This is a genomic window from Salipiger sp. PrR007 (assembly GCF_010499845.1).
GTDB classification, from domain to species: domain Bacteria; phylum Pseudomonadota; class Alphaproteobacteria; order Rhodobacterales; family Rhodobacteraceae; genus Salipiger; species Salipiger pacificus_A.
Map to the genome: position 1 here is coordinate 1 of NZ_JAAGOZ010000045.1, position 20,286 is coordinate 20,286.

The 20,286-nt window shown below is 65.5% G+C and carries 16 protein-coding genes and 2 pseudogenes; 6 read left to right on the forward strand and 12 right to left on the reverse strand.

What is annotated here, in order from left to right:
- Nucleotides 1-115 (reverse strand): annotated as a pseudogene (locus tag G0Q01_RS18530) (S-(hydroxymethyl)glutathione dehydrogenase); the annotation flags it as partial.
- A gap of 235 nt (nucleotides 116-350) precedes the next feature.
- Here G0Q01_RS18530 and G0Q01_RS18535 point away from each other — a divergent pair.
- Nucleotides 351-1,367, forward strand: coding sequence for a GlxA family transcriptional regulator (locus G0Q01_RS18535; RefSeq protein WP_164195007.1), 1,017 nt, complete (start codon nucleotides 351-353; stop codon nucleotides 1,365-1,367).
- Nucleotides 1,368-1,794: 427 nt separating this feature from the next.
- Here the strand turns inward: G0Q01_RS18535 and G0Q01_RS26900 are convergent, their stop codons facing one another.
- On the reverse strand, nucleotides 1,795-2,283 hold the full coding sequence (locus G0Q01_RS26900; RefSeq protein ID WP_370457238.1) for a transposase: 489 nt from the start codon (nucleotides 2,281-2,283) through the stop codon (nucleotides 1,795-1,797).
- A gap of 622 nt (nucleotides 2,284-2,905) precedes the next feature.
- On the reverse strand, nucleotides 2,906-4,987 hold the full coding sequence (locus G0Q01_RS18545) for an arylsulfatase (RefSeq protein WP_203595084.1): 2,082 nt from the start codon (nucleotides 4,985-4,987) through the stop codon (nucleotides 2,906-2,908).
- A 587-nt stretch (nucleotides 4,988-5,574) separates the two neighbouring features.
- Between G0Q01_RS18545 and G0Q01_RS26905 the strand changes: the two are divergent.
- A pseudogene (locus G0Q01_RS26905) lies at nucleotides 5,575-5,790 on the forward strand (IS5/IS1182 family transposase); the annotation flags it as partial.
- 337 nt (nucleotides 5,791-6,127) lie between these two features.
- On the opposite strand, the gene G0Q01_RS18555 reads toward G0Q01_RS26905, so the two are convergent.
- From G0Q01_RS18555 to G0Q01_RS18585, 7 genes are all read right to left on the reverse strand, one after another.
- Complete coding sequence (locus tag G0Q01_RS18555) at nucleotides 6,128-7,516, reverse strand: amidase family protein (RefSeq protein ID WP_203595085.1); 1,389 nt, start codon at nucleotides 7,514-7,516, stop codon at nucleotides 6,128-6,130.
- A gap of 16 nt (nucleotides 7,517-7,532) precedes the next feature.
- Nucleotides 7,533-8,426: a glyoxylate/hydroxypyruvate reductase A gene (locus G0Q01_RS18560; protein ID WP_164195004.1), complete on the reverse strand. Its 894-nt coding sequence runs from the start codon at nucleotides 8,424-8,426 to the stop codon at nucleotides 7,533-7,535.
- Nucleotides 8,423-10,033 (reverse strand): ABC transporter ATP-binding protein, encoded by a 1,611-nt coding sequence (locus tag G0Q01_RS18565; protein WP_164195002.1) that lies wholly within the window; start codon nucleotides 10,031-10,033, stop codon nucleotides 8,423-8,425. Before G0Q01_RS18565 ends, G0Q01_RS18560 begins: the two co-directional genes overlap by 4 nt.
- Nucleotides 10,030-10,863, reverse strand: a complete 834-nt coding sequence (locus G0Q01_RS18570) for an ABC transporter permease (protein WP_164195000.1) — start codon at nucleotides 10,861-10,863, stop codon at nucleotides 10,030-10,032. The genes G0Q01_RS18565 and G0Q01_RS18570 overlap by 4 nt, the downstream gene beginning before the upstream one ends.
- Nucleotides 10,864-10,877: 14 nt before the next feature.
- Nucleotides 10,878-11,855: an ABC transporter permease gene (locus tag G0Q01_RS18575; RefSeq protein ID WP_164194997.1), complete on the reverse strand. Its 978-nt coding sequence runs from the start codon at nucleotides 11,853-11,855 to the stop codon at nucleotides 10,878-10,880.
- An 87-nt stretch (nucleotides 11,856-11,942) separates the two neighbouring features.
- The gene (locus G0Q01_RS18580) at nucleotides 11,943-13,490 is read right to left on the reverse strand and encodes an ABC transporter substrate-binding protein (protein WP_164194995.1); all 1,548 of its coding nucleotides are present in this window, start codon (nucleotides 13,488-13,490) and stop codon (nucleotides 11,943-11,945) included.
- 76 nt (nucleotides 13,491-13,566) lie between these two features.
- Nucleotides 13,567-14,337: a class II aldolase/adducin family protein gene (locus tag G0Q01_RS18585; RefSeq protein ID WP_164194993.1), complete on the reverse strand. Its 771-nt coding sequence runs from the start codon at nucleotides 14,335-14,337 to the stop codon at nucleotides 13,567-13,569.
- 150 nt (nucleotides 14,338-14,487) lie between these two features.
- Here G0Q01_RS18585 and G0Q01_RS18590 point away from each other — a divergent pair, with 150 nt between their 5' ends.
- Nucleotides 14,488-15,192 (forward strand): GntR family transcriptional regulator, encoded by a 705-nt coding sequence (locus G0Q01_RS18590; RefSeq protein WP_164194991.1) that lies wholly within the window; start codon nucleotides 14,488-14,490, stop codon nucleotides 15,190-15,192.
- Between the two features lie 295 nt (nucleotides 15,193-15,487).
- On the opposite strand, the gene G0Q01_RS18595 is transcribed toward G0Q01_RS18590, so the two are convergent.
- Together G0Q01_RS18595 and G0Q01_RS18600 are read right to left on the reverse strand one after the other, a co-directional pair.
- A complete protein-coding gene (locus G0Q01_RS18595; protein ID WP_164194989.1) occupies nucleotides 15,488-15,811 on the reverse strand; it encodes a YnfA family protein in 324 nt (107 codons plus the stop codon).
- A complete protein-coding gene (locus G0Q01_RS18600; RefSeq protein WP_164194987.1) occupies nucleotides 15,811-16,239 on the reverse strand; it encodes a helix-turn-helix domain-containing protein in 429 nt (142 codons plus the stop codon). The genes G0Q01_RS18595 and G0Q01_RS18600 overlap by 1 nt, the downstream gene beginning before the upstream one ends.
- A gap of 137 nt (nucleotides 16,240-16,376) precedes the next feature.
- Between G0Q01_RS18600 and G0Q01_RS18605 the strand changes: the two genes are divergently transcribed.
- The 3 genes from G0Q01_RS18605 to G0Q01_RS18615 all read left to right on the forward strand — a co-directional run bounded on the left by G0Q01_RS18605 (nucleotide 16,377) and on the right by G0Q01_RS18615 (nucleotide 20,042).
- Nucleotides 16,377-18,662 (forward strand): heavy metal translocating P-type ATPase, encoded by a 2,286-nt coding sequence (locus G0Q01_RS18605; RefSeq protein ID WP_164194985.1) that lies wholly within the window; start codon nucleotides 16,377-16,379, stop codon nucleotides 18,660-18,662.
- A 13-nt stretch (nucleotides 18,663-18,675) separates the two neighbouring features.
- The gene (locus G0Q01_RS18610; RefSeq protein ID WP_116599949.1) at nucleotides 18,676-19,143 is read left to right on the forward strand and encodes a DUF411 domain-containing protein; all 468 of its coding nucleotides are present in this window, start codon (nucleotides 18,676-18,678) and stop codon (nucleotides 19,141-19,143) included.
- 353 nt (nucleotides 19,144-19,496) lie between these two features.
- Nucleotides 19,497-20,042, forward strand: a complete 546-nt coding sequence (locus G0Q01_RS18615; RefSeq protein ID WP_164194982.1) for a YaeQ family protein — start codon at nucleotides 19,497-19,499, stop codon at nucleotides 20,040-20,042.
- Nucleotides 20,043-20,286 lie beyond the last annotated feature (244 nt).

The window sequence follows — 20,286 nt, forward strand, 5'->3', positions numbered from 1 at the left end:
GCCCGGTGGCCTTGATCTCGACAAGCACCTCGCCGGCCTTTGGCCCGTCGAGTTCCACGTCCATGATTTCGAGTGGTTTTCCGGCCTCGAGAGCCACGGCTGCACGGGTTCGCATGTCGATGTTCCTTCTGGAGTGTCCAAGGGATCGGTGCGCGGCCGCCCTGTACGGAGGGACCGCATCCGGGGATATGAAAAACAGCGAGAACGGCGATGCGCTCGGGGGCGCCTCACCTTTCCGATGCGACAGAAGTCCTATATCTCCCGCCCCGGAGCAATCCGGATGTTCGGACTTTTCCGGACAACTCACCCCCAGATCGCGCAAACCACCGGTGTCACGAACGGAGCCCCGCATGCCTGACCGCTGCCCCAGCGCACCGGAAACCGCGATCATCACGTCGCGCAAGGTGCACATCGTAATCTACCCCGGCTTCAAATGCATGGAGGCGGTCGGGCCGGTGAACGTTTTCACTGCCGCCAACCGATATCTCGCGACAGCCGCGCACCCGGCGCGCTACGACGTCGAACTGGTCGCTCCGACCTCGGGTCCGGTGCAGTCCGAGAGTTTCCTGACGCTGACCGCGCAGCGCGCACTCGAGGGCTGCATCCCGGAGGACACCGTGATGATCGCCGGGGCGCTGGAGATCGAGGAGGCGCTGCGCGGCAACCCGCAAATCGTCGACTGGTGCCGCCGCAATGCCGCGCGCGCCACGCGCTTCGCCTCGCTCTGCACTGGCACTTTCTTTCTTGCAGAGGCCGGGCTTCTGGACGGGCGCCGCGCCACAACGCACTGGAGCGTCGCCGCAAGGCTGCAGCAGGACTACCCCGACGTGCGGGTCGAGGCCGACGCGATCTTCCTGCGCGAGGACAACCTCTATACCTCGGCGGGCGTTACCGCCGCCATCGACCTCGCGCTGGCCTTCGTCGAACAGGATTTCGGCCGCGATCTCGCGCTGTCGGTGGCGCGCGACATGGTGATCTATCTCAAGCGCCCCGGCGGCCAGTCGCAGTTTAGCGCGGTGCTGACCGGCCAGACCCAGGTCCGCTCGGGCATCGCCGACATCAGGACCTGGATCCACGCCAACCTCGAGCGCAAGCTGCAGACCGGCGATCTGGCGCGTCGCGCGGGGATGAGCGAGCGCAACTTCGTGCGCCAGTTCACCAAGGACGTCGGGCAGAACCCCTCGGATTACGTGATGAACGCCCGCTGCGAGCGCGCCACGACCCTGCTGCTCGAGACGGGACTGCCGGTGAAGACCATCGCGCACCGGGTCGGCTTTTCCTCGGATGACCAGATGCGCAAGGTGTTCAACCGCAAGTTCTCTCTGACCCCGCGCGAGTACCGGGAGCGGTTCTCGACCGCCGCCTAGATCGGGGTGCCGATTGCGCAGCGCGGGCCGTATAAGGGCAGCGTCATGAGCCGCGCGCGCTAAGTACGCAGGTCGGCGCCGCACTCGGCCACCAGCTTCAGGGCCAACGAAGGGCCGAGGCCATGGATCGGCCTCAGGGCGGGTCCCAACACGTAGTGGAGGGCCGCTCGGACATCGAAGGCCGCTGCGTTGAGCTGCCGGCCTCCGATAGCGGGCTTCGGCAGCGGGTTCCAGCCTGCAGTCGCACCCCTCGATCTTGCCTTTGTAGAAGTCTCGAGGGGCTGCGCCAGGGCGAAGACGTGCTCCGCCCGGTCATTGCCGATGAGCGCGGCACGGATCGGCTCCGGCGAGGACTTGCATCGCACGTCTCGGTCGCCGGCCGGGCGATCGGGGTCACGTTCTCCCGAGACAATCGCACGGATGATCTTCATGCCTGTCGCGCGGTGATGTCGGAGACGACGTGATGCAGTTGCAGGTTCATCAGCGCCTTCTGCATATGTTGGATATGGGCCATTGCATACTCTGTCAGCCGCTCCCGCTGCCGCATGTCGGCGCGCAGCGTCGGGACCTCCGCATCAGGGCGGACGCTGCCTCGTAGCAGTCCGTAGGACTGAAGCTGGCGCAGCCAGCTCGCATCGCCTGCGTGCGACTTCCGGCCCGGCACGTTCTTGGCATAGCGGGCGTTCACCTGGCTCCCCTTGAAGCCTCGGGCCTTGAGGAATTCGAACGCCGAGATCCAGCAGACGCCTGTCGCCCCCATCGCCACGCCGGTTGTACCTCGGTCCGCAAACCATTCGGCCAAGGCCTGCAGGTTCTGGGTGAATGTGCCGAAGGCGCGCACCGGCGGGTTGCGACCCGGGACGTTTGTTAGGATGTCACGTATCGTGCCATCGTCGGTCCTGATGTCATCAACCACAAGACCAGCCGGGACCAAACCTCTTAAATCCTAACGCCGCATCCTGCACATCCTTCTGATATTACGTCAGAAGAAGTAGGTGCCTCCGTGATCGGCGCGCATCAAAAGTGAGCCAGAGCCAATTTTGCATGCCGGTTCACAACCAGCGTCCCGGCAGAGCGTAGCGATCGGCCCGTCCGAGCCTAGTTGCAGCGCCAATTTCTCGCGGCGCGCGTTTGCAGCGAAGCCGCTGCCGCAAAGAAGTAGAAATTTACGGGGCGCCGCAGCCAAGACCTCGCACATTCATGCTGGGCACAGCGACAATCGAAGCTTCAAGGACCGGACCGCGGACAGTCCGGCCGCTCGCCACTCCGCGATCTGCGGTCCGGCCAGCAAGAGCCTCAACGGCTGCATCCGTTGGCCCGAGTTGCGACTTGCGGAGATGCGACCCACCGAGCTTGTCCGCGCCTCGTACCTTGGGCGGCGCGCAGGAGACCGACTTCGAGCCCGAACTTGTCGTCGCCGCGAGCGCTGTCCTCCGATGATTTATTGTGGCGAGGGAACTAGGCCTTTCGGCACAGCCAAATGATAACCGGGGCCGCGGCAGGGCGGTTGCCCTGACCGCCGCGGCCCGGATGTGACGCTACTGCAATTCCACGGTCACCTGCTTGATCGTGCCGGTGAACGCAAAGGGCGCCTCCTCCCGATAGTTCGGAGTGACCGTCGATCCGAGGTCCATTCCGATGTCCAGCGTCTCGGTTGCGGAATAGCGGGCCGGAACGGTCTTCTCGACATCTCCGCTTGCGACCTCGGCACCATCCACAAGCAGCGTCGCAGTGCCGCCCGTGACCTCCTTCCCGGCCTCGAAAGGAAGCTGTTCGTAGACCATCGTCACGGTGTGTTCGCCCGGCTCCAGCGCTGCCTCTCCTGCGACCCGGTAGACCTCCTTGCCGAAAAAGTTGAACTCGTAGACCGGCACCCCGTCCTCGAGATACAGCGTGTATCCCGCCGACGACCCACCGTTCGCGATCATCACGCCACTTGCGCCTTCCTCGGGCACCTCGATCTCGGCGGTGATCGTATGAGAGCGCTGATAGGCCGGAGCCGCGCTGCCTTCGGGTATGCGAACCGTGCCCGGCGCATAGGTGAAGACGTCGCGACCACGGGTCACGGACGGGCGTTCGGGGTTCCTGGCACGCTCGGCGAAGCGGTCGTCAAGCGGGTAGACCTGGAACTTTTGGGCTTCTTCGTCGAACATCGCCTGAAGCTCGGCGAGCTTCTCGGGGTTCTCTGCGGCGACGTCATGTGCCTGCGAGAAGTCTTCCTCGATGTTGTAGAGCTCCCAGGTGCTGTCGTCGAAACCCACCGAGCCGGTCAGCACCCAAGGCGCGCCGTGAAAAGACGCCGCAACCCAGCCGTCATGGTAGAGCGCGCGATGCCCTCCGGTCTCGAAATACTGCGTGTGCCGTGTCCCAGCAGCTTCGGCATCGGCAAAGCTGTACTCCATGCTCACGCCTGCCATGGGGATCTGTTCGACCCCATTAACCACCTTAGGTTCCGGAATGCCCACCGCTTCGAGGATCGTCGGGGCGATGTCCACGACGTGATGGAACTGCGTCCGGATGCCACCGGTGTCGGTGATCTGCGCGGGCCAGCTGACGACCATGCCGTTGCGGGTTCCGCCAAAATGCGACGGCACGCGCTTCATCCACTGGAACGGCGAAGAGCCGGCCCAGGCCCAACCGACAGGGTAGTGGTTTTCATGCAGCGGCCCGCCGATCTCGTCTATCACGGGCAGCTGCGCCTCGACCGTGTCGGGAACGCCGTTCTGGGTCATCATGTTGTTCAGCGTCCCGGTGACGCTGCCCTCGGCGCTTGGCCCATTGTCGCCTGCCACAAGGATGATCAGCGTATTATCGGCCTCGGGCAAGGCGTGGACCTTATCGATCAGGCGGCCGATTTCATGGTCTGTCTGCGCCAGGAACCCGGCAAACACCTCTTGGTGTCTGCTGAAGAGCCGCTGGGCATCGGCGTCGAGAGAGTCCCAGGCCTCGATTTCCTCCGGCCGCGGCGTGAGGTCGGTGTTTTCGGGGACAACGCCGATGTCTTTCTGCCGGGCGAGCGTCTCTTCGCGGACCTTGTCCCAGCCCTGATCGAACTGGCCCGAGAACTTGTCGATCCATTCTTCGCTGACGTGCAGCGGGGCATGCACCGCGCCCGGAGCGAAATAGATGAAATAGGGCTTGTCAGGCGCGACGGATTGCTGGCGATCGAGCCAAGCGACCGCATCGTCCACCAGGTCGACGTTGAGGTTGTAGCCTTCCTCCGGGGTGGTCTCCGGCTCCACCGGGATCGTGTTCCGGAAGAGCTGAGGGTCCCATTGGCTCGTCTCGCCGCCCTGGAAGCCGTACCAGTATTCAAATCCGAGCCCGGTCGGCCAGTGATCGAACGGCCCCAACGGAGAGGTTTCCCAATCCGGCGTGTTGTGCCATTTGCCGAAGGCGGCGGTCGAGTAGCCATGATCCTTGAGGATCTCTGCGATGGTCGCTGTCGAGCGCGGCCAGATGCTGTCGTAGCCGGGATAGCCGGTGGACAGCTCGGTGATCGTGCCAAAGCCGCTTTGATGGTGGTTGCGCCCGGTCAGCAGGGCCGCCCGTGTCGGCGAACAGATCGCGGTGGTGTGGAACCGCGTGAAACGCAGGCCGTCTTCTGCGAGGGCATCCATCGCCGGGGTCGGAACCGGCCCCCCCGAATGTGCCGGGCTGGCCAAACCCGAGGTCGTCGATGAGAACGACAACGACGTTGGGCGCGCCTTCGGGCGGCGTTACAGGTTGGGGATAGTCCTGGGTCGAGCCCTCGAAGGTTTCCGTGATGACCCCTTCGAAAGGGGCCGGCGGCAGCGGCAGGACCGAGCCGTCCCGCGGCGCGTCTTGCGCGCTGGCCGTTGAGGCCGACGTGATGAACAGGAGGACAGCGCCTCCTCGAAGCGCACGCTTGACGTGAAATAGCCGGGTCATCGACTTCCCTCTACAATCATTGAATCAATTTGACGCTAGGTTAACACACAATTCATGCGTGCGAAGGTGCGACTTGCATCCGCGCCTTTTGGAGCAGAGCTGCGCTCGCCGAACCTGGTGCAATTGTCGGAGGAGGCTCTAAAAGGCCAGGTAAACGGGCTCAATTCTGCGCCCCTCCCACGGTGTGACGCAGGGGCAATGAACGGCAGGAAGGTCGAGATTTTTTGGAATAAGGCGGCTTGCTTGGCGGGCTGTGGGCAACCTCACTTCCTGCATGTCCAGGAGGGCCCGTTCGATGATGGGCAAGAGATCGGCGGCGCGGGGCGACCTGTTCTACAATCTCTCGCTTGAGACCCACATCCCAGCTGATCACCTATTGCGCTCCATCGACCGGATCGTCTCGCTCGACGATATTCGGCAGTAGCTGGCCCCGGTCTACAGTTCCAGTGCCCGACCTTCGATCGACCCGGAGCTAATGATCCGCATGCTGCTGGTCGGCTATTGCTTCGGGAGATGCGTCCTCAAGCAGCGCTGCACCGTCTTGTCGCCATCCAGCGTCGGCCGCTTGATCGGCGCCGTTCGCCGGTAGCCAGGTGGCACCGAGACGTCCAAGGTTGTGTCGACCGTATCACGAGAGATGTTGAAACGGGCTGCTGCCGCCCCCTCATTGTCCGAAATCAGCTCTCGCGCCAAGCTGGTCTCCATCGCAGAGACCAGCTCGAACTGCGCGCGCGCCGCAATGTGTCTGCCTTTCTTCAACACGATCTAGCGGATCGAAGGTGCTCTCGCGCCCTCAGCCAAAGGCCAGCTTTTCATCGCAGGGCCACCAGCGCCGAAACCGACGCCGCTCAGGCTGGCGGATGCAGTCCGAAGGCGCGTTCTAGCACTTCGCCGGCTTCCAGACACAGGTCTTCGCGCCAGGGCGGTGCAACCAGTTGCACACCCGAGGGCACGCCTGTCTCAAGTCCGGAGCAAACCGACAGCGCCGGGAGGCCGAGCAGCGGGATTCCGATCTGAGGCACCTGAGCTTCCCAGAGGCGCGCAATGGCCTCAGGACCATTGAGGTCTTCGTCTTGGGCAAAGGGCAGTTCGGCCGAGACCGGCATCAGCACCAAGGGGTAATCGACAAGGAAGGCTCGCCACGCACGGATCAGCCGCGCGCGGCGGCTGAACAGCGCGCTGAACTTCGCGAGATCGATCCCCTGCGCCCGCTCCTCGTAGAAGCTCAGCAGCGCGATGGCACCCGGATCACCCTCGAGCTTCGCCGCCGCCAGCTTTTCGGAGTGCGCGTCCGAGAGCCAAAGGTCGATTTGCAGCTCGACCGCTTCGCGGATGTCGGGCACCTGCGTCGGCTCCTCGACGTGCCAGCCCGCCTTGCGCAGGATCTCAGCGGCGCGATCGAGGTCGGCAAGGATGCGCGGGTCGGTGTCGATGCCGCCCGGGCGCTTCATCAGCGCGACACGCGACGCGACGGCAGGGCCGGTGAGCGGCACCGGCGCGCTCCAGGGATCGTCGGGCGCATAGCCCGACATGCCCTCGAGCCCCAGCCGCAGGTCGTCGACCCGGCGCGCCAGCGGGCCGGCCACCGCCATGAGCTGCGGGCCGATGGCGCGGTCCGGCCCGGAGTGGTTGAAAGCCGGCACCCTTCCCGGCGTCGGGCGCAGACCCTGCACGCCGCAAGCATAGGCCGGGTAGCGGATCGAGCCGGCGATGTCGGTGCCATGGGCGATATGCCCCAGCCCCGCCGCCGTCGCCGCCCCTGCTCCGCCCGACGAGCCGCCGGGGGTCAGAGCGGAGTTGTGCGGGTTGCTGGTGGTGCCGTGCAACTTGTTGGAGCTGAACCAGCGGTAGGAGAAGGCCGGGCAATTTGTCCGCCCGACGACGATGGCCCCCTGCGCGCGCATGTTGCGCAGGAAGGGGCTGTCCTCGGTGGCAATGAGATCCTTGGCGAGCGTCGTGCCGTTGGTCGTGGCATAGCCCTTCTGGTCGGCGATCACCTTGACCGTCACCGGCACGCCGGCCAGCGCGCCGCCGTCCTCGCCCGCCGCGATGCGGGCATCAAGCGCCTCGGCGTCGCGCATTGCCTCCTCGCCGGTGTCCTGCACGATGGCATTGATCGCGGGGTTCAGCCGCGCCACCCGGTCGAGCGTGGCGCGGGTCACCTCTGCGGCCTTGAGCGAACCGGCACGAACGCGGGCGGCCAGCGCGCGGGCGGTGAGATCGTTGAGGTCTGTCATGATGCGGGGTCCGAAGTCAGAGAGAGGACAGTCGTTCGCGGATCGCCCGCACGACGAAGCGGCGTTCGGGGATGCTGGCGACATGCGGGGTGACGAGCACCTTCGGATGCGTCCAGAGCGGGTGGCCCTGCGGCAGCGGCTCGGTGTCGAAGACATCCATCGAGGCCCCCGACAGGTGCCCCCTGTCGAGCTGGGCAATCAGGTCGTCCTCCACGACCTGCCCGCCGCGCCCCATCTGCACCAGCGCCGCGCCCTGCGGCAGCTTCGACAGGAAGCCCGCGTCGATCAGCCCGCGCGTGGCATCGGTGAGGGGCAGCACGTTCACCAAGATGTCGCTCCGGGCAAGAAACGCGTCGAGCCCCTCTCCGTGAAAGTGCTCCACGCCCGGCTCTGCCGGTTCAGGCGCGCGGCGCGAATAACCCGCCACCGGATACCCGAGCCCAACCAAGCCCTTGGCGATCGCGCGGCCCATGTGACCGAACCCCAGAACCCCCACGCGGCGGTAGGCCGGCGAGAGCCCGATGACCCTGCGCGCCCACGCGCCGCGCGCCTGCTGGGCGACGTAGCGGCCCATGTCGCGGTGATGCCAGAGCACGTGGAAGGCCGCAAAACCCGCCATCTGCAGCGCCTGGTCCGCATCCTCGACGCGGTAGACCGGCACATGCGCGGGACGCGACGGGCAGGCCATGATCGCATCGGTCCCGGCGCCTGCCGAGAAGATCGCCTTGAGCCCCGTCATTCCCTCGAAGAGATCGTCGGGCGGGATGAAGGTGAAGACGAAATCCACCTGTGCCGGATCTGAGACATCCTCGCGCTGCAAGACGGTCAGCTCGGGCGCATCCTCGGCGAAGACCCCGCTGAAGTGCGGCCAGAGATCGACACCGCCGGTCGTCGTGATGACGCCCCTCATGCGGCGCCTGCCTTTGCCCAATCTGCGCCCGGAACGGCGGCCAGGAGCTGCCGCGTGTAGTCCTGTTGCGGGTTCAGGAAAATGTCGTGCACGGTTCCGATCTCCACGAGTTTACCCTTCTGCATCACGGCGATCCTGTCGCAGAGCTGCGCCGCCACCCGCAGATCGTGGGTGATGAAGAGGATCGACAACTCGAAACGCTCGCGCAGATCGCGCAGAAGGTCCAGAACCTGCGCCTGAATGGAGACGTCCAACGCCGAAACCGCTTCGTCCGCGATGATCAGCTCGGGATCCATGGCGAGCGCGCGGGCGATGCCGATACGTTGGCGCTGGCCGCCGGAGAATTCATGTGGGAAGCGGCTGGCGGCATCGGCGCCGAGACCGACAATCTCTAGAAGTTCCCGCGCGCGGGCCCGCGCTTGCGCTTTCGGCACGCCCTTGGTGATCGGCCCGTCGGTGAGTGCGCCCATGATGCGCTGGCGCGGGTTGAGCGAGGCATAGGGGTCCTGGAACACCATCTGCACCTTGTGGCGCTGCTTGCGCAGCTCTTCCTCGGAGAGCGCCGCCAGATCGGTGCCGCCGACCAGAACCTGCCCGCCGTCGGGCGTCACCAACCGCACCGCGGTGCGGCCCAGCGTCGACTTGCCCGAGCCGCTCTCGCCCACCAGTCCCAGCACCTCGCCGCGCCCGACGGTGAGCGAGACGTCATCCACCGCGCGCACCTCGCGCACCGGGCGGAACATGCCGCCGCCAGTACGGTAGACCTTGCGCAGCCCCTTGATCTCCAGCGCCGGCACCTCGCGTGGCGCACGGGCGGGCGGCAGCTTCCCGGTGGGGATCGCATCGAGCAGGCGGCGGGTGTACTCGTGCTGCGGGTCGGTGAGCACCGAGGCCGCGCTGCCGCGCTCAACCACCCTGCCCTCGCGCATGACGATCACCTGATCGGCGATCTCTGCCACCACGCCGAAGTCGTGGGTGATGAACATCACCGCCATTCCGCGCTTGTCGCGCAGGTCGAGGATCAGCTTCAGGATCTGCGCCTGCGTCGTCACGTCGAGCGCCGTCGTCGGCTCGTCGGCAATCAGCAGCTTCGGCTCCAGCGCCAGCGCCATGGCGATCATTGCCCGCTGACGCTGCCCGCCGGAGAGCTGGAAGGGATAGGCGCGGATGATCTTCTCGGGATCCGGCAGGCCAACCTCGCGAATGAGGTTCAGCGCCTTCTCGCGCCGCTCCTGCTGGGAAAAGCGGTCATGGGCGGCGAAGACCTCGGCGATCTGCTCGCCGATGCGCATCAGCGGATTGAGCGCGGTCATCGGCTCCTGAAAGATCATCGCGATGCGCGCCCCGCGCAGCGCCTGCTTCTCGGGCTCGGGCAGGCGCAGGATGTCGCGCGCTTCGAACATGGCGCGGCCGGCTTTCACGCTCACGCCCGGCGGCAGCAGCCCCATCAGCGCATTCGCGGTCATCGACTTTCCCGAGCCACTTTCGCCGACCACGCAATGGATCTCGCCTTTCTCGATGCTCATCGACATGTCCTCGACAGCGAAGGCGCGATCGGCCCCCTGCGGCAATCCGATGCTGAGATGCTCGATGGACAGAGTGCTCATGCCTTGCCCTTCCGGCTGAGATGGGGGTTTAGGGCGTCGTTCAGCCCCTCGCCGATGAGGTTCAGCGCCAGCACCGTGATCACGATGGCGATGCCCGGGAAGAAGCTCAGCCACCAGGCGCTGCGGATCACCGTGCGCGCCGCGCCGATCATGTAGCCCCAGCTCATCGCGTTGGGATCGCCAAGGCCGAGGAACGACAGCGAGCTTTCCAGCAGGATCGCCGTGGCGACCATTAGCGAGGCCATGACGATGATCGGCGAGACGGTGTTGGGCAGCACCTGCGTCAGCAGGATGCGCGGCCGCGACAGGCCCGCAAGCCGTGCGGCATCGACGAACTCGCGCTTGCGCACCGACATGACCTCGGCCCGTACCAGCCGCGCCACCGGCGGCCAAGAGACGATGGCGATGGCGATGGTGATCGAGGCCAGCGTCGGCTCGAAGATCGCCACCAGCACGATGGCCAGCGCGAAGTTGGGGATGGTCTGGAAGAACTCGGTGAAGCGCATCGCCCCTTCGTCCACCCAGTTGCCGTAAAACCCCGCGAGCGCCCCCAGCGGCACGCCGATCAGCAGCGCCACCAAAGTCGAGACGAGCCCGACCAACAGCGACACCCGCGCGCCGTAGGCCAGCTGCGAGGCGACGTCACGGCCGAGCGTGTCGGTGCCCAGCGGCAGCCCGTCCATGGTAAAGGGCGTCAGGAACGGACGCTGCACCATCTGCCACGGCGTGTGCGCAAAGATCAGCGGCGCGAAGATGGCGATCCCGATCACCGCCAGCAGCAGCACCACGCCGACCATTGCCCCGATATTGGAGGAAAAGCGTTTCCACATGGCTCAGACCCTCCTCATGCCTTCGCGCCGATGCGCGGATCGACCAGCCGGTAGACGATGTCGGTGACGATATTGAACAGGATCACCATGGCCGCCGAGACGAGGAAGACCCCGAGGATGGTGTTGTAGTCGCGCGCCGCGAGGCTCTCGAACATCAGCCGCCCGATGCCGGGCCAGGCAAAGACCGTCTCGGTCAGCACCGCGCCGCCCACCAGTTGCCCCGCCTGCAGGCCCGCAAGCGTGACCACCGGCAGGATCGCGTTGCGCAGAATGTGGCGGCGGCGGATGGCGGGGCCCGACAGGCCCTTGGCCTTGGCTGTCTTGACGAAGTCGAGCTGGCTCACCTCCAGCATCGAAGCGCGGGTCATCCGCATGTAGACCGCCATGAAGAAGAGCCCGAGAGTCAGCGCCGGCAGCACGAGGTGCTTGGCGATGTCGAAGGCACGCGCCAATCCGGTGTAGCCTGCGCCCACCGTCTCGTAGCCGAAACCGGGCAGCCAGCCGAGCCAGACCGAGAACACCAGCACCGCCATCAGCGCGGCCCAGTAGAGCGGCGTGGCGTAGAACAGCAGCGCCAGCGTGGTCAGCAGGCTGTCCGAGGCTTTGCCCACCCGCGCCGAGGCGGCGACGCCAAAGGCGATGCCCAGCACCAGCGAGATCACGAAGGCGGTCAACGTCAGCAGCAGTGTCGCGGGGAGCCGCTCGGCGATGAGCTGCGCGACGGGCGCGCCCTGCCGGAAGGAATAGCCGAGATCCAGCGTCAGCACGCTGCCGACGTATTTGCCCAGCTGCACGTAGAACGGCTGGTCGAGACCGAAGCGCTCGCGCAACTGTTCGATCATCTGCTCGTCGGCGGCCCCCGCCTCGCCCGCCAGCACCACCGCCGGGTCGCCCGGCGCCGCATGCAGCAGGCAGAAGTTCAGGACCGCGATGGCCAAGAGTGTCAGGAACGCCTTGAACGCCCGTGACAGGATTACGGTGAGTATGGTCATAGGCCCCCGGACGTCCCGTTGGTTCCTGTCCTCCGCCGGAGGACGGCTCAGGGGCGGGCCGGCACCGGCCCGCCCCGTGGCTGTGACTTATTCTTCGACCCAGGCGTCGCGCAGACCGTCGTTCACCCCGATGGCGGTGGTCACCAGGTCGTTGACGTTGCACCGATAGATGGTCGGGAACTCCAGTTCCTGAAGCCAGGCCACGGGCACGTCGTCGACGATCTCCTTCTGGATCTCGGCATAGGCGGCAGCACGGTCCTCGGTGTTCACCATTCCCGCGGCTGCGGACCACTTGGCGTCGAGCTCGGGGTTCTCGTAGCCCTCGACGTTGTTCCAGGGGCTGCCCTTGCTGATCTGGCTCGCCACGTAGTTGCGCGACACACCCAGCGCCGGGTCGCCATATTGGTAGAGGTAGGTGAAGGCGAGATCGTAGTCCCACTGCGAGGTCTTCTCGTTCCAGCCCGCGACGTCGCTGCTGTCGATTTCGGCGTTGATGCCGACCTCCGAGAGGTTCTGCCGCACCGCCTCAGCCCAGCGTTGCCAGGTCTCGCCGTAGGGCAGCGGCAGGATGCGTACGGCCTCGCCGTCATAGCCCATCTCGGCCAGCAGTTCCTTGGCCTTGTCGGGATTGTAGTCGTAGTGGGTGACATCATCGCTGTAGAAATTGGTCGAAGAGGCGACCGGTCCGGTCGCGACCTTGCCGAAGCCGTTCCACACCACGTCTTTTACGAAGTCGCGGTCCATGGCGTACATGACCGCCTGGCGGAAGCGCACGTCGGCGGTGGGCCCCTGACGGTTGTTCAGCCACATCCACGAGAGCGGCGCGAAGAATTCCCAGCCTGCGCCGGTGGAACAGACGCCCTCCATCTCGGTCAACCGCGGCACATCCCAGTTCTCGACCGAGCCGCCGGGCAGCACGTCCACCTCGCCGGTCTCGAAGGCCACGGCACGGGCGGCAGCATCGGGGATCACGCGGTAATAGACCTCGTCGAGGTAGGGCTTGCCGTCGAGGTAGTAGTCCTCATTCTTCACCAGGTGGATGTAGCTGCCCTTCTCCCATTTCTCGAACTTGAACGGGCCGGTGCCGATGGGCGTCGCGTTCATCTCGTTGGTCGCGTAGTCGGTGCCCTCGTAGATGTGCTTGGGAACGATCGGCATGGTGCCTGCCTCGAAGGCGTTGATGAACGGGCCAAAGGGCTCCTTGAGCTGGAACACCACCGTCGTGTCGTCGGGCGCGGTGATGCTCTCGACATAGGCCAGCGAGGCTCGCAGGCGGGCGTGTGTCTCGCGCAGGAAGACGTCGGCCGAGAAGACCACGTCATCGGCGGTGAAGGGCTCACCGTCGTGCCAGGTCACCCCGTCCTGAAGTTGGAAGGTGTAGGTCAACCCATCGTCCGAGATCTCCCAGCTCTTGGCGAGGCTGGGTTGCGGCTCGAGGTCGGCGTTGTAGCGCAGCAGGCTCTCGTAGATGTCGCCCGCCACCAACTGGGTGGGGCCATTCTGCACGAGGCCCATCATCAGCCCCGGCGGTTCGGGCTGCACGACGATGTCGAGGCGGCCACCCTCCTGCTGCGCGGCAAGCGGCGCGGCAAGGGTGGCGGCGATCAGGAAAGTGGTCGCTCTAAGTGTTTTCATGGGGTCCCTGTTGGTTCTGTTTGACTGCTTTTCTTCGAAAGTCAGGCCCCGGAAACTGACCGGGGCGGGCAGAGGCTCAGCCCCGGTAATCAGGGGCGTGAGCGTCGAGCCGGCGCAGATGCGCGGCCCATTCGGGGTCGGGTTTGCCGCGAAGCTCGACCGAGTCATAGGCGTGCTGGTATTGCCGCGCCGTGTGCTCGGCGACCGCCTCGGGCAGCACGTCGGCGGTCAGCCCCATACCGAGCGCTGCCACCTGCGCCTTGCACGATCGCTCGAGGTTGAGCGCCAGTTTCACCGCCTCGGAGACCGAGCGGCCCAGCAGCAGGGTGCCATGATTGCGCAACAGCATGACCTGCCTGTCGCCGAGGTCCGCAACGATGCGCTCGCGCTCCGCAAGATCGAGCGCAATGCCCTCGTAGGCGTGGTAGGCGATGCGCCCGTGGAACTGCGCCGACCATTGGTTGAGGCTGAGCAGCCCCTCCTTCACCGACGACACGGCCACCCCCGCGACGGTGTGGGTGTGCAGCACGCACAGCGCGTCATGCCGCGCCATATGCACGGCCGAGTGGATGGTGAACCCCGCGGCATTGACGCCCGCGCCAAAGGGATCGTCGATCACCGCGCCGGTCTCGTCCACCGTCACGAGGTTTGCCGCCGTCACCTCGTCGAACCGCAGGCCGAAAGGGTTCAACAGGAATCGCTTTTCGCCTTCTGGGCCGTCGGGCAGGCGCGCCGAGATATGGGTGTAGATGCCGTCATCCATCCCTTCGAGGGCGATCAGCCGGTACGCGGCGGCAAGGTCGCGGCGGAGGGTCTGGACTGTGGACGTCGGCGCGCCATCTGGCATTCGGCTCTCCTCTGGTAGGCTCGCCGCGGGGCGAGCACCGTGCACATTCTTACCTCATGGTAAGGGCAGCCCCCCTGCCCCGGTCAAGGGAATTGTCGACAATCGTCAAAACCGCATTTACCCTTGGGGGAAATTCAGGCGCATGACGGCATGGCGAGACCCCCACAGCAGACCGGCTTCCAACCCCTTGACCGCGAGGGGCTCGTGCAGCGCGTTGCCACGCTGCTGAGCAAGGCCATCGTCACTGGCCAGCTCGCCCCCGGTGCGCGGCTCTCGGAATCGGTGGTCGCGCGCGAACTGGGCGTGAGCCGCGCCCCGGTGCGCGAGGCGGCGCGGCTGCTCGAGAACTCGGGGCTGGTGACCTACCACGCCAATCGCGGCTTTTTCGTGCGCGAGACCTCGGCCGAGGCGTTGAACGACCTTTACGAGCTGCGCATGGTGATCGAGATCGCCGCCGCGCAGCGGGTGCTTCGGAACGGGCTGACCGACACGATCGACCGGCTCGCCGCGCAGATCGACACGCTGCACGAGGTTGCCGCTGCCGGCGCCGACATGCTTACCCAAGTCGAGGCGGACATGGAGTTCCATCGCCTGCTCTGCGCCGGCAGCGGCAACCCCAAGTTCCTGCATGTCTTCGATCAGATCGCCGCCGAAACCGAGTTCTCGATCATGGTGATCGGCCGGCTCTACGACGATCCGCACAAGATCGCAGAAACCCACGAGCCGATCGTCACTGCCCTGCGCCGCGGTGACGAGGTCGCGACGCGCGAGGCCATAAGGTATCACATCGGCGTCGCACAAGACCTGGTGACGCGCCAGTTCCGAGACATCGAGGCCGGAACCACGGAGGGCTGAACGCCCGTCCGGCCCAAGACCCCGTGAGGGCCTACGGCAAGGCAAATCCGGCGCGACTGGCTGACACGGGTCGACCGAGCACTGTCCGGAAAAGCCGCGATGTCGGCTTTGAGCCGGCTCTGCCGTCATTCGAGGGACAGAGATGCTGCGTGATGCGCGAATGGCCGCCATGATGAAACCGTAGGACAACGCTTGACCCTTGGGCGAAGGCCCGCAATAGGCCGCCCTCGCCAGATGGCCGCCTCGCCTGGGTGATGGGGGCGCCGTGCTGCCGCAAGCCCGCTCCGAGCCCTTATCAACTTGCGCGTGGAGCGAAAAGGATCACTGCGGCGCCAATCAGGCACAGGCTGGCACCAGCGATGTCCCATAGGTCTGGCCGCTGTCCTTCAGCGCTCCACATCCAGAACAGCGACGCGGCGATGTAGACGCCTCCGTAGGCTGCAAAGGCTCTGCCGGCAAAACCTGCCTCGACCGGTGCCAGCAACCAGCCGAACGCTGCAAGGCTCGCAATCCCTGGCAGCAGCCAGAAGATCGACGCGCCCCGCCACCAGACCCAGATTGCAAAGCAGCCGGCGACCTCGGCCAGGGCCGCGAGCGGATAGATCAACACGTTCGGCATCAGCAGCCGGGCCGGTCGTGATCAGAGAGGCACTCTTCGTGGTCGCGTAGCACCTCAAGGATGCGGCAGTTCGCAACCCGATCGGCCCTGCACTCGCCGATCATCCGTTGCAGTTCGACCCGGAGCGCCTCAAGCCGAGCGATGCGTGCCTCAACCTCATGGAGCTGTTTCTGAGCAACCGCATCGACCTGCGCACAGGACCTTTCCGGGCTGTCCGAGAGGTCCAGGAGTTCCCGTATCGCCTCCAGCGAAAAGCCGAGTTGTCGAGAGTGCCGGATGAATGCGAGCCGGTCGAGTTCCAGCGGCCCGTATCGGCGCTGCCCCCCCTCGCTGCGCCCGGGCTCGGGCATCAAACCGATCTGTTCGTAATAGCGGATCGTCTGCACCTTGGTGCCCGTCCGCTTTGCCAGTGTTCCAATGGCCAGCATGAGCGTCTCCTTCCCTCGTTAGCGCGTCGTGTCCCCCGCGGCCAAAGATACGGAAAACCTTCCTCGCGAGGCTTGAACCTACAGTGGCTGTAGCTCGTATAGCTAAGTTCAACCGAGAATCACAACGGAGGTTCGGTATGGCCGATGGCAGCACACGACAACGCGAATGGCGCGTTACAGGCATGGATTGCGGGTCATGCGCCGCCAAGGTGCGCGGCGCAGTCGAGCGCCTGCCTGGCGTCGAGCGTGTTGATGTCGCCCTGATGGCCGAGCGGTTGCGACTGACGCTCGATGAGACACAGACACCGCCAGAGCACATCGAGAAGGCAGTGCGCGGAGTCGGCTTCGGGATCGCGCCAAAGGGCGCGCGGCCAGAGAAGCCCAAGGGTGGCTTTGTCCTGCCGGATGGCGCCTTTGCGGATGCGGCGGAGGCCGTGGAAATCGACAGCGCGCCGGAGGTGATCACTGGGCCCACCGATGACGCGCCGACCTCTTGGTGGATGACGTCCAAGGGTCGCCTCGTGCTCGGAACCGGCGCACTGCTCTCGGCAGCTTGGGCGTCAACGTTTGTCCTGCCGGCTGAGATCGCGCATTGGGCGTTCGTGCTGGCGACACTGGTTGGGATTTTGCCCGTGGCGCAGCGCGCCTTGGCCATGACGCGGGCCGGCATGCCCTTCACCATCGAGATGCTGATGACCATCGCCGCTGGTGGCGCGCTGATCATCGGTGAGCCGGAAGAGGCGGCGCTCGTCGTTTTCCTCTTCGCCGTGGGCGAACTCCTGGAAGGAGTCTCTGCGAGCAAGGCGCGCGACAGTATTCGCGCCCTCTCGAAGCTCGTGCCGAAGACGGCACGGCTCGAAGTGGGAGGCAAGACACGAGAGGTCGCGGCCGAGAAGCTCCAGTTAGGTCAGGTCGTGCAAGTCCGGCCCGGTGACCGCGTGCCCTGCGACGGCGAGGTGATCGAGGGCACGTCGGGTGTCGACGAGAGCCCAGTGACCGGCGAGAGCGTCCCGAGCCTCAAGGAGCCGGGCGCGGAGGTCTTCGCGGGGTCGATCAACACCGAAGCTCTGCTGCGCGTGCGGGTGCTGAGGTCGGCCGAGGACAACACCATCTCCCGCATCGTCCGCCTCGTGGAAGAGGCCGAGAGCGCCCGCGCACCCACCGAGCGCTTCATCGACAGGTTCAGCCGGGTCTACATGCCCGCTGTGGTCGGGATCGCTGTTCTCGTCGCTATCGTTCCGCCGCTGGCCTTTGGGCTGGCTTGGGGTGACTGGATCTACCGGGCGCTTGCGCTGCTGCTGATCGGCTGCCCCTGTGCGCTGGTGATCTCGGTGCCAGCCTCGATTGCCTCGGCCCTGTCCACGGGAGCGCGCAATGGCCTGCTGATGAAGGGCGGCTCGGTGATCGAGGCGGTGGCCCGCACGACCCATGTCGCCTTCGACAAGACCGGGACGCTCACACATGGCAGGCCCCGCGTGACAGATGTCTCTGTGTTGAGTGGAAGCGGCGACGACCTCATGGCGCTTGCCGCCGGGGTCGAGAGCGGCGCGAGCCACCCGCTCGGACAGGCGATCTGCGCCGAAGCCGACCGGCGAGGCGTGGGCGCGGCGACGGCCACCGGCGGCCGCGCGCTTCCCGGCAAGGGGGCGGAAGCCTCCATCGACGGCGTGACCGTCAGCGTGGGCTCCCCGCGGCTGGCGAACGAGCGCGGTGCCCTCACGGACGACCTGCGGACCCGCGTGGCGGCGCTGGAAGCCGAGGGCAAGACGGTGGTCATCGTGTTGCGCGAAGACGTGCCTCAGGGCCTCATCGCGCTCAGGGACGAGCCGCGGGACGACGCGGCGGACGCTATCGCGCAACTGCGCGGGCTCGGCATATCTTCGGTCATGCTGACGGGGGACAACCCGCGCACGGCCCAAGCCATCGCTGAAGAGCTCGGGATCGAACATCGTTCGGAACTGATGCCGGAGGACAAGGTGACGGCGATCCGCGACCTGAGGGCGGAGGCCCGCGTGATGATGATCGGCGACGGGATCAACGATGCGCCGGCGCTCGCCGCCGCGCATGTTGGCGTTGCCATGGGCTCGGGCACCGACGTGGCGCTCGAGACGGCCGACGCGGCGATCCTGCGCAACCGCGTGACCGATGTGCCGGGCAAGATCCGCCTCTCCCGTGCGACCATGTCGAACATCCGCCAGAACATCGCGATTGCGCTCGGCCTCAAGGCGATATTCCTCGTGACTACCGTGCTCGGGATCACCGGCCTTTGGATCGCAATCCTCGCGGATACCGGTGCCACCGTGCTGGTGACGATGAACGCCCTGCGGCTGCTGTTCTTCCGTCCCACCCGCACGCCTGAACCTGCGGGGCACGTCGGTCTGACCGCTGAGACACGCCCCGATCACGCAACCGCAACGACCTGAAAGGGAGACACCGATGATCCTCACCCGCCGCGCCATGATGGCTTCCGCCGCGTGCTTCGCCGCGACAGGGCCGACCGCCGGTCTGTCCCAAAGCTCTCCGGCAATCCACGTCCTGAAAGATCCCAATTGCGGCTGCTGCACCGCTTGGATCGAGCTCCTGAAGGAGGACGGCTTCACCGTCACCACCGAGCGCAGCTACGGCACGCTCCTGATCCGGTACAAGCTCGAGAACGGCATCCCCCAGAAGATGACCTCCTGTCACACCGGCGAGGTCGAGGGCTACATGATCGAGGGGCATGTGCCGACGGCCGACATCCGAAGGCTCCTCTCCGAGCGCCCCGATGCCGTCGGTCTCGCCGTGCCCGGCATGCCTTATGGATCACCGGGCATGGGGCCAGAGCATGAGCGGGAAGCCTACGACGTGTTCCTGATCCTCGGAGATGGCGGGACGAAGGTCTTCTCCAGCTACGAGGCTGCCTGACGGCACCGATCTCAGGATCGCCGTGAGGCTACTGCACAAATCTCACACCGCGCGGTCGCAGCGAAAGTCAGGTAGGTCCCGCACTTCCGACCTTCATCCTCCGATAATGCTGCGCGATAGACGAATGGCCGGTCTGGTGAAGCTGCACCGCGGCGATCGGCAAGGGACTGAACGGCAGGTCAGGGCCGAGACTGCGGTTGACCCGGCGGGAACGCTGACCGGGTCATACATCCCCCTGGCCCCTACCTTGGACGCGCTATGTCGCGGCTTGGTTGTTTTCAGCCTCCATATCTGCTTCCCAAGGTTTACCGGACGGGGTAGGCAGCCCGAACCTTGGAAGGGTTGCGAAGATCATGGCGCAAAATGCCACCATTTACAAAATCGAACTGTCGATCTCGGACATGGATCGCCACTATTACGAGACCCATAAACTGACCGTTGCCAAGCATCCCTCGGAGACCGATGAGCGGCTGATGGTACGCATCGTCGCCTTCGCCCTAAATGCGCACGAGCACTTGGAACTGACCAAAGGACTGTCGACGGACAATGAGCCTGACATCTGGCAGAAGAGTTTAAGCGGCGAGATCGATTTGTGGGTGGCACTCGGGCTTCCGAGCGAGAAGGTCATACGGCAGTCCTGCAGCAAAGCCGCGAAGGTGATTATCTACCCCTATGGCGGCCGGACTGCCGAAGTGTGGTGGGACAAGGTTAAGAACGGCACCAGCCGTTTCGACAATCTGCGAGTGATCAATTTCTCGGACGCCGACACTGCCGCACTGGCCAAGCTGGCCAGCCGCGCGATGAAGCTCCAGGTCAATATCCAAGACGGCGACGTGATGGTCAGCGTCGATGAGAGCGTCGTCTACGTTGCGCCAGGCACATGGAAGGGCGCAGCCTAGATTGCCCTAGCCTGCTGCCACACCAAGGCGCCCGAGATGCGTCAGTCCACTCCGGCAAGCAAATGTCTGAAGTAGGCTGCGCTGCAGCGCTGATCACTGTGATATACGGCGGCTTTGGGCCGTGAGTGACGACCGATGTGGCGGTTCCGTTGTTCGGCTCGCCACAGTGTTGATTTCCACCCAGAACTGACCCGGGAGAGCGCGTAATTTCCATTGAGATTTGACCCATGTGACCCTCCCCGCG

Coding starts and splice junctions, on each gene's coding strand:
- G0Q01_RS18535 (WP_164195007.1), top strand. CDS start 351: ATGCCTGACCGCTGCCCCAGCGCACCGGAAACCGCGATCATCACGTCG.
- G0Q01_RS18545 (WP_203595084.1), bottom strand. CDS start 4,987: ATGGATGCCCTCGCAGAAGACGGCCTGCGTTTCACGCGGTTCCACACC.
- G0Q01_RS18555 (WP_203595085.1), bottom strand. CDS start 7,516: ATGACAGACCTCAACGATCTCACCGCCCGCGCGCTGGCCGCCCGCGTT.
- G0Q01_RS18560 (WP_164195004.1), bottom strand. CDS start 8,426: ATGAGGGGCGTCATCACGACGACCGGCGGTGTCGATCTCTGGCCGCAC.
- G0Q01_RS18565 (WP_164195002.1), bottom strand. CDS start 10,033: ATGAGCACTCTGTCCATCGAGCATCTCAGCATCGGATTGCCGCAGGGG.
- G0Q01_RS18570 (WP_164195000.1), bottom strand. CDS start 10,863: ATGTGGAAACGCTTTTCCTCCAATATCGGGGCAATGGTCGGCGTGGTG.
- G0Q01_RS18575 (WP_164194997.1), bottom strand. CDS start 11,855: ATGACCATACTCACCGTAATCCTGTCACGGGCGTTCAAGGCGTTCCTG.
- G0Q01_RS18580 (WP_164194995.1), bottom strand. CDS start 13,490: ATGAAAACACTTAGAGCGACCACTTTCCTGATCGCCGCCACCCTTGCC.
- G0Q01_RS18585 (WP_164194993.1), bottom strand. CDS start 14,337: ATGCCAGATGGCGCGCCGACGTCCACAGTCCAGACCCTCCGCCGCGAC.
- G0Q01_RS18590 (WP_164194991.1), top strand. CDS start 14,488: ATGGCGAGACCCCCACAGCAGACCGGCTTCCAACCCCTTGACCGCGAG.
- G0Q01_RS18595 (WP_164194989.1), bottom strand. CDS start 15,811: ATGCCGAACGTGTTGATCTATCCGCTCGCGGCCCTGGCCGAGGTCGCC.
- G0Q01_RS18600 (WP_164194987.1), bottom strand. CDS start 16,239: ATGCTGGCCATTGGAACACTGGCAAAGCGGACGGGCACCAAGGTGCAG.
- G0Q01_RS18605 (WP_164194985.1), top strand. CDS start 16,377: ATGGCCGATGGCAGCACACGACAACGCGAATGGCGCGTTACAGGCATG.
- G0Q01_RS18610 (WP_116599949.1), top strand. CDS start 18,676: ATGATCCTCACCCGCCGCGCCATGATGGCTTCCGCCGCGTGCTTCGCC.
- G0Q01_RS18615 (WP_164194982.1), top strand. CDS start 19,497: ATGGCGCAAAATGCCACCATTTACAAAATCGAACTGTCGATCTCGGAC.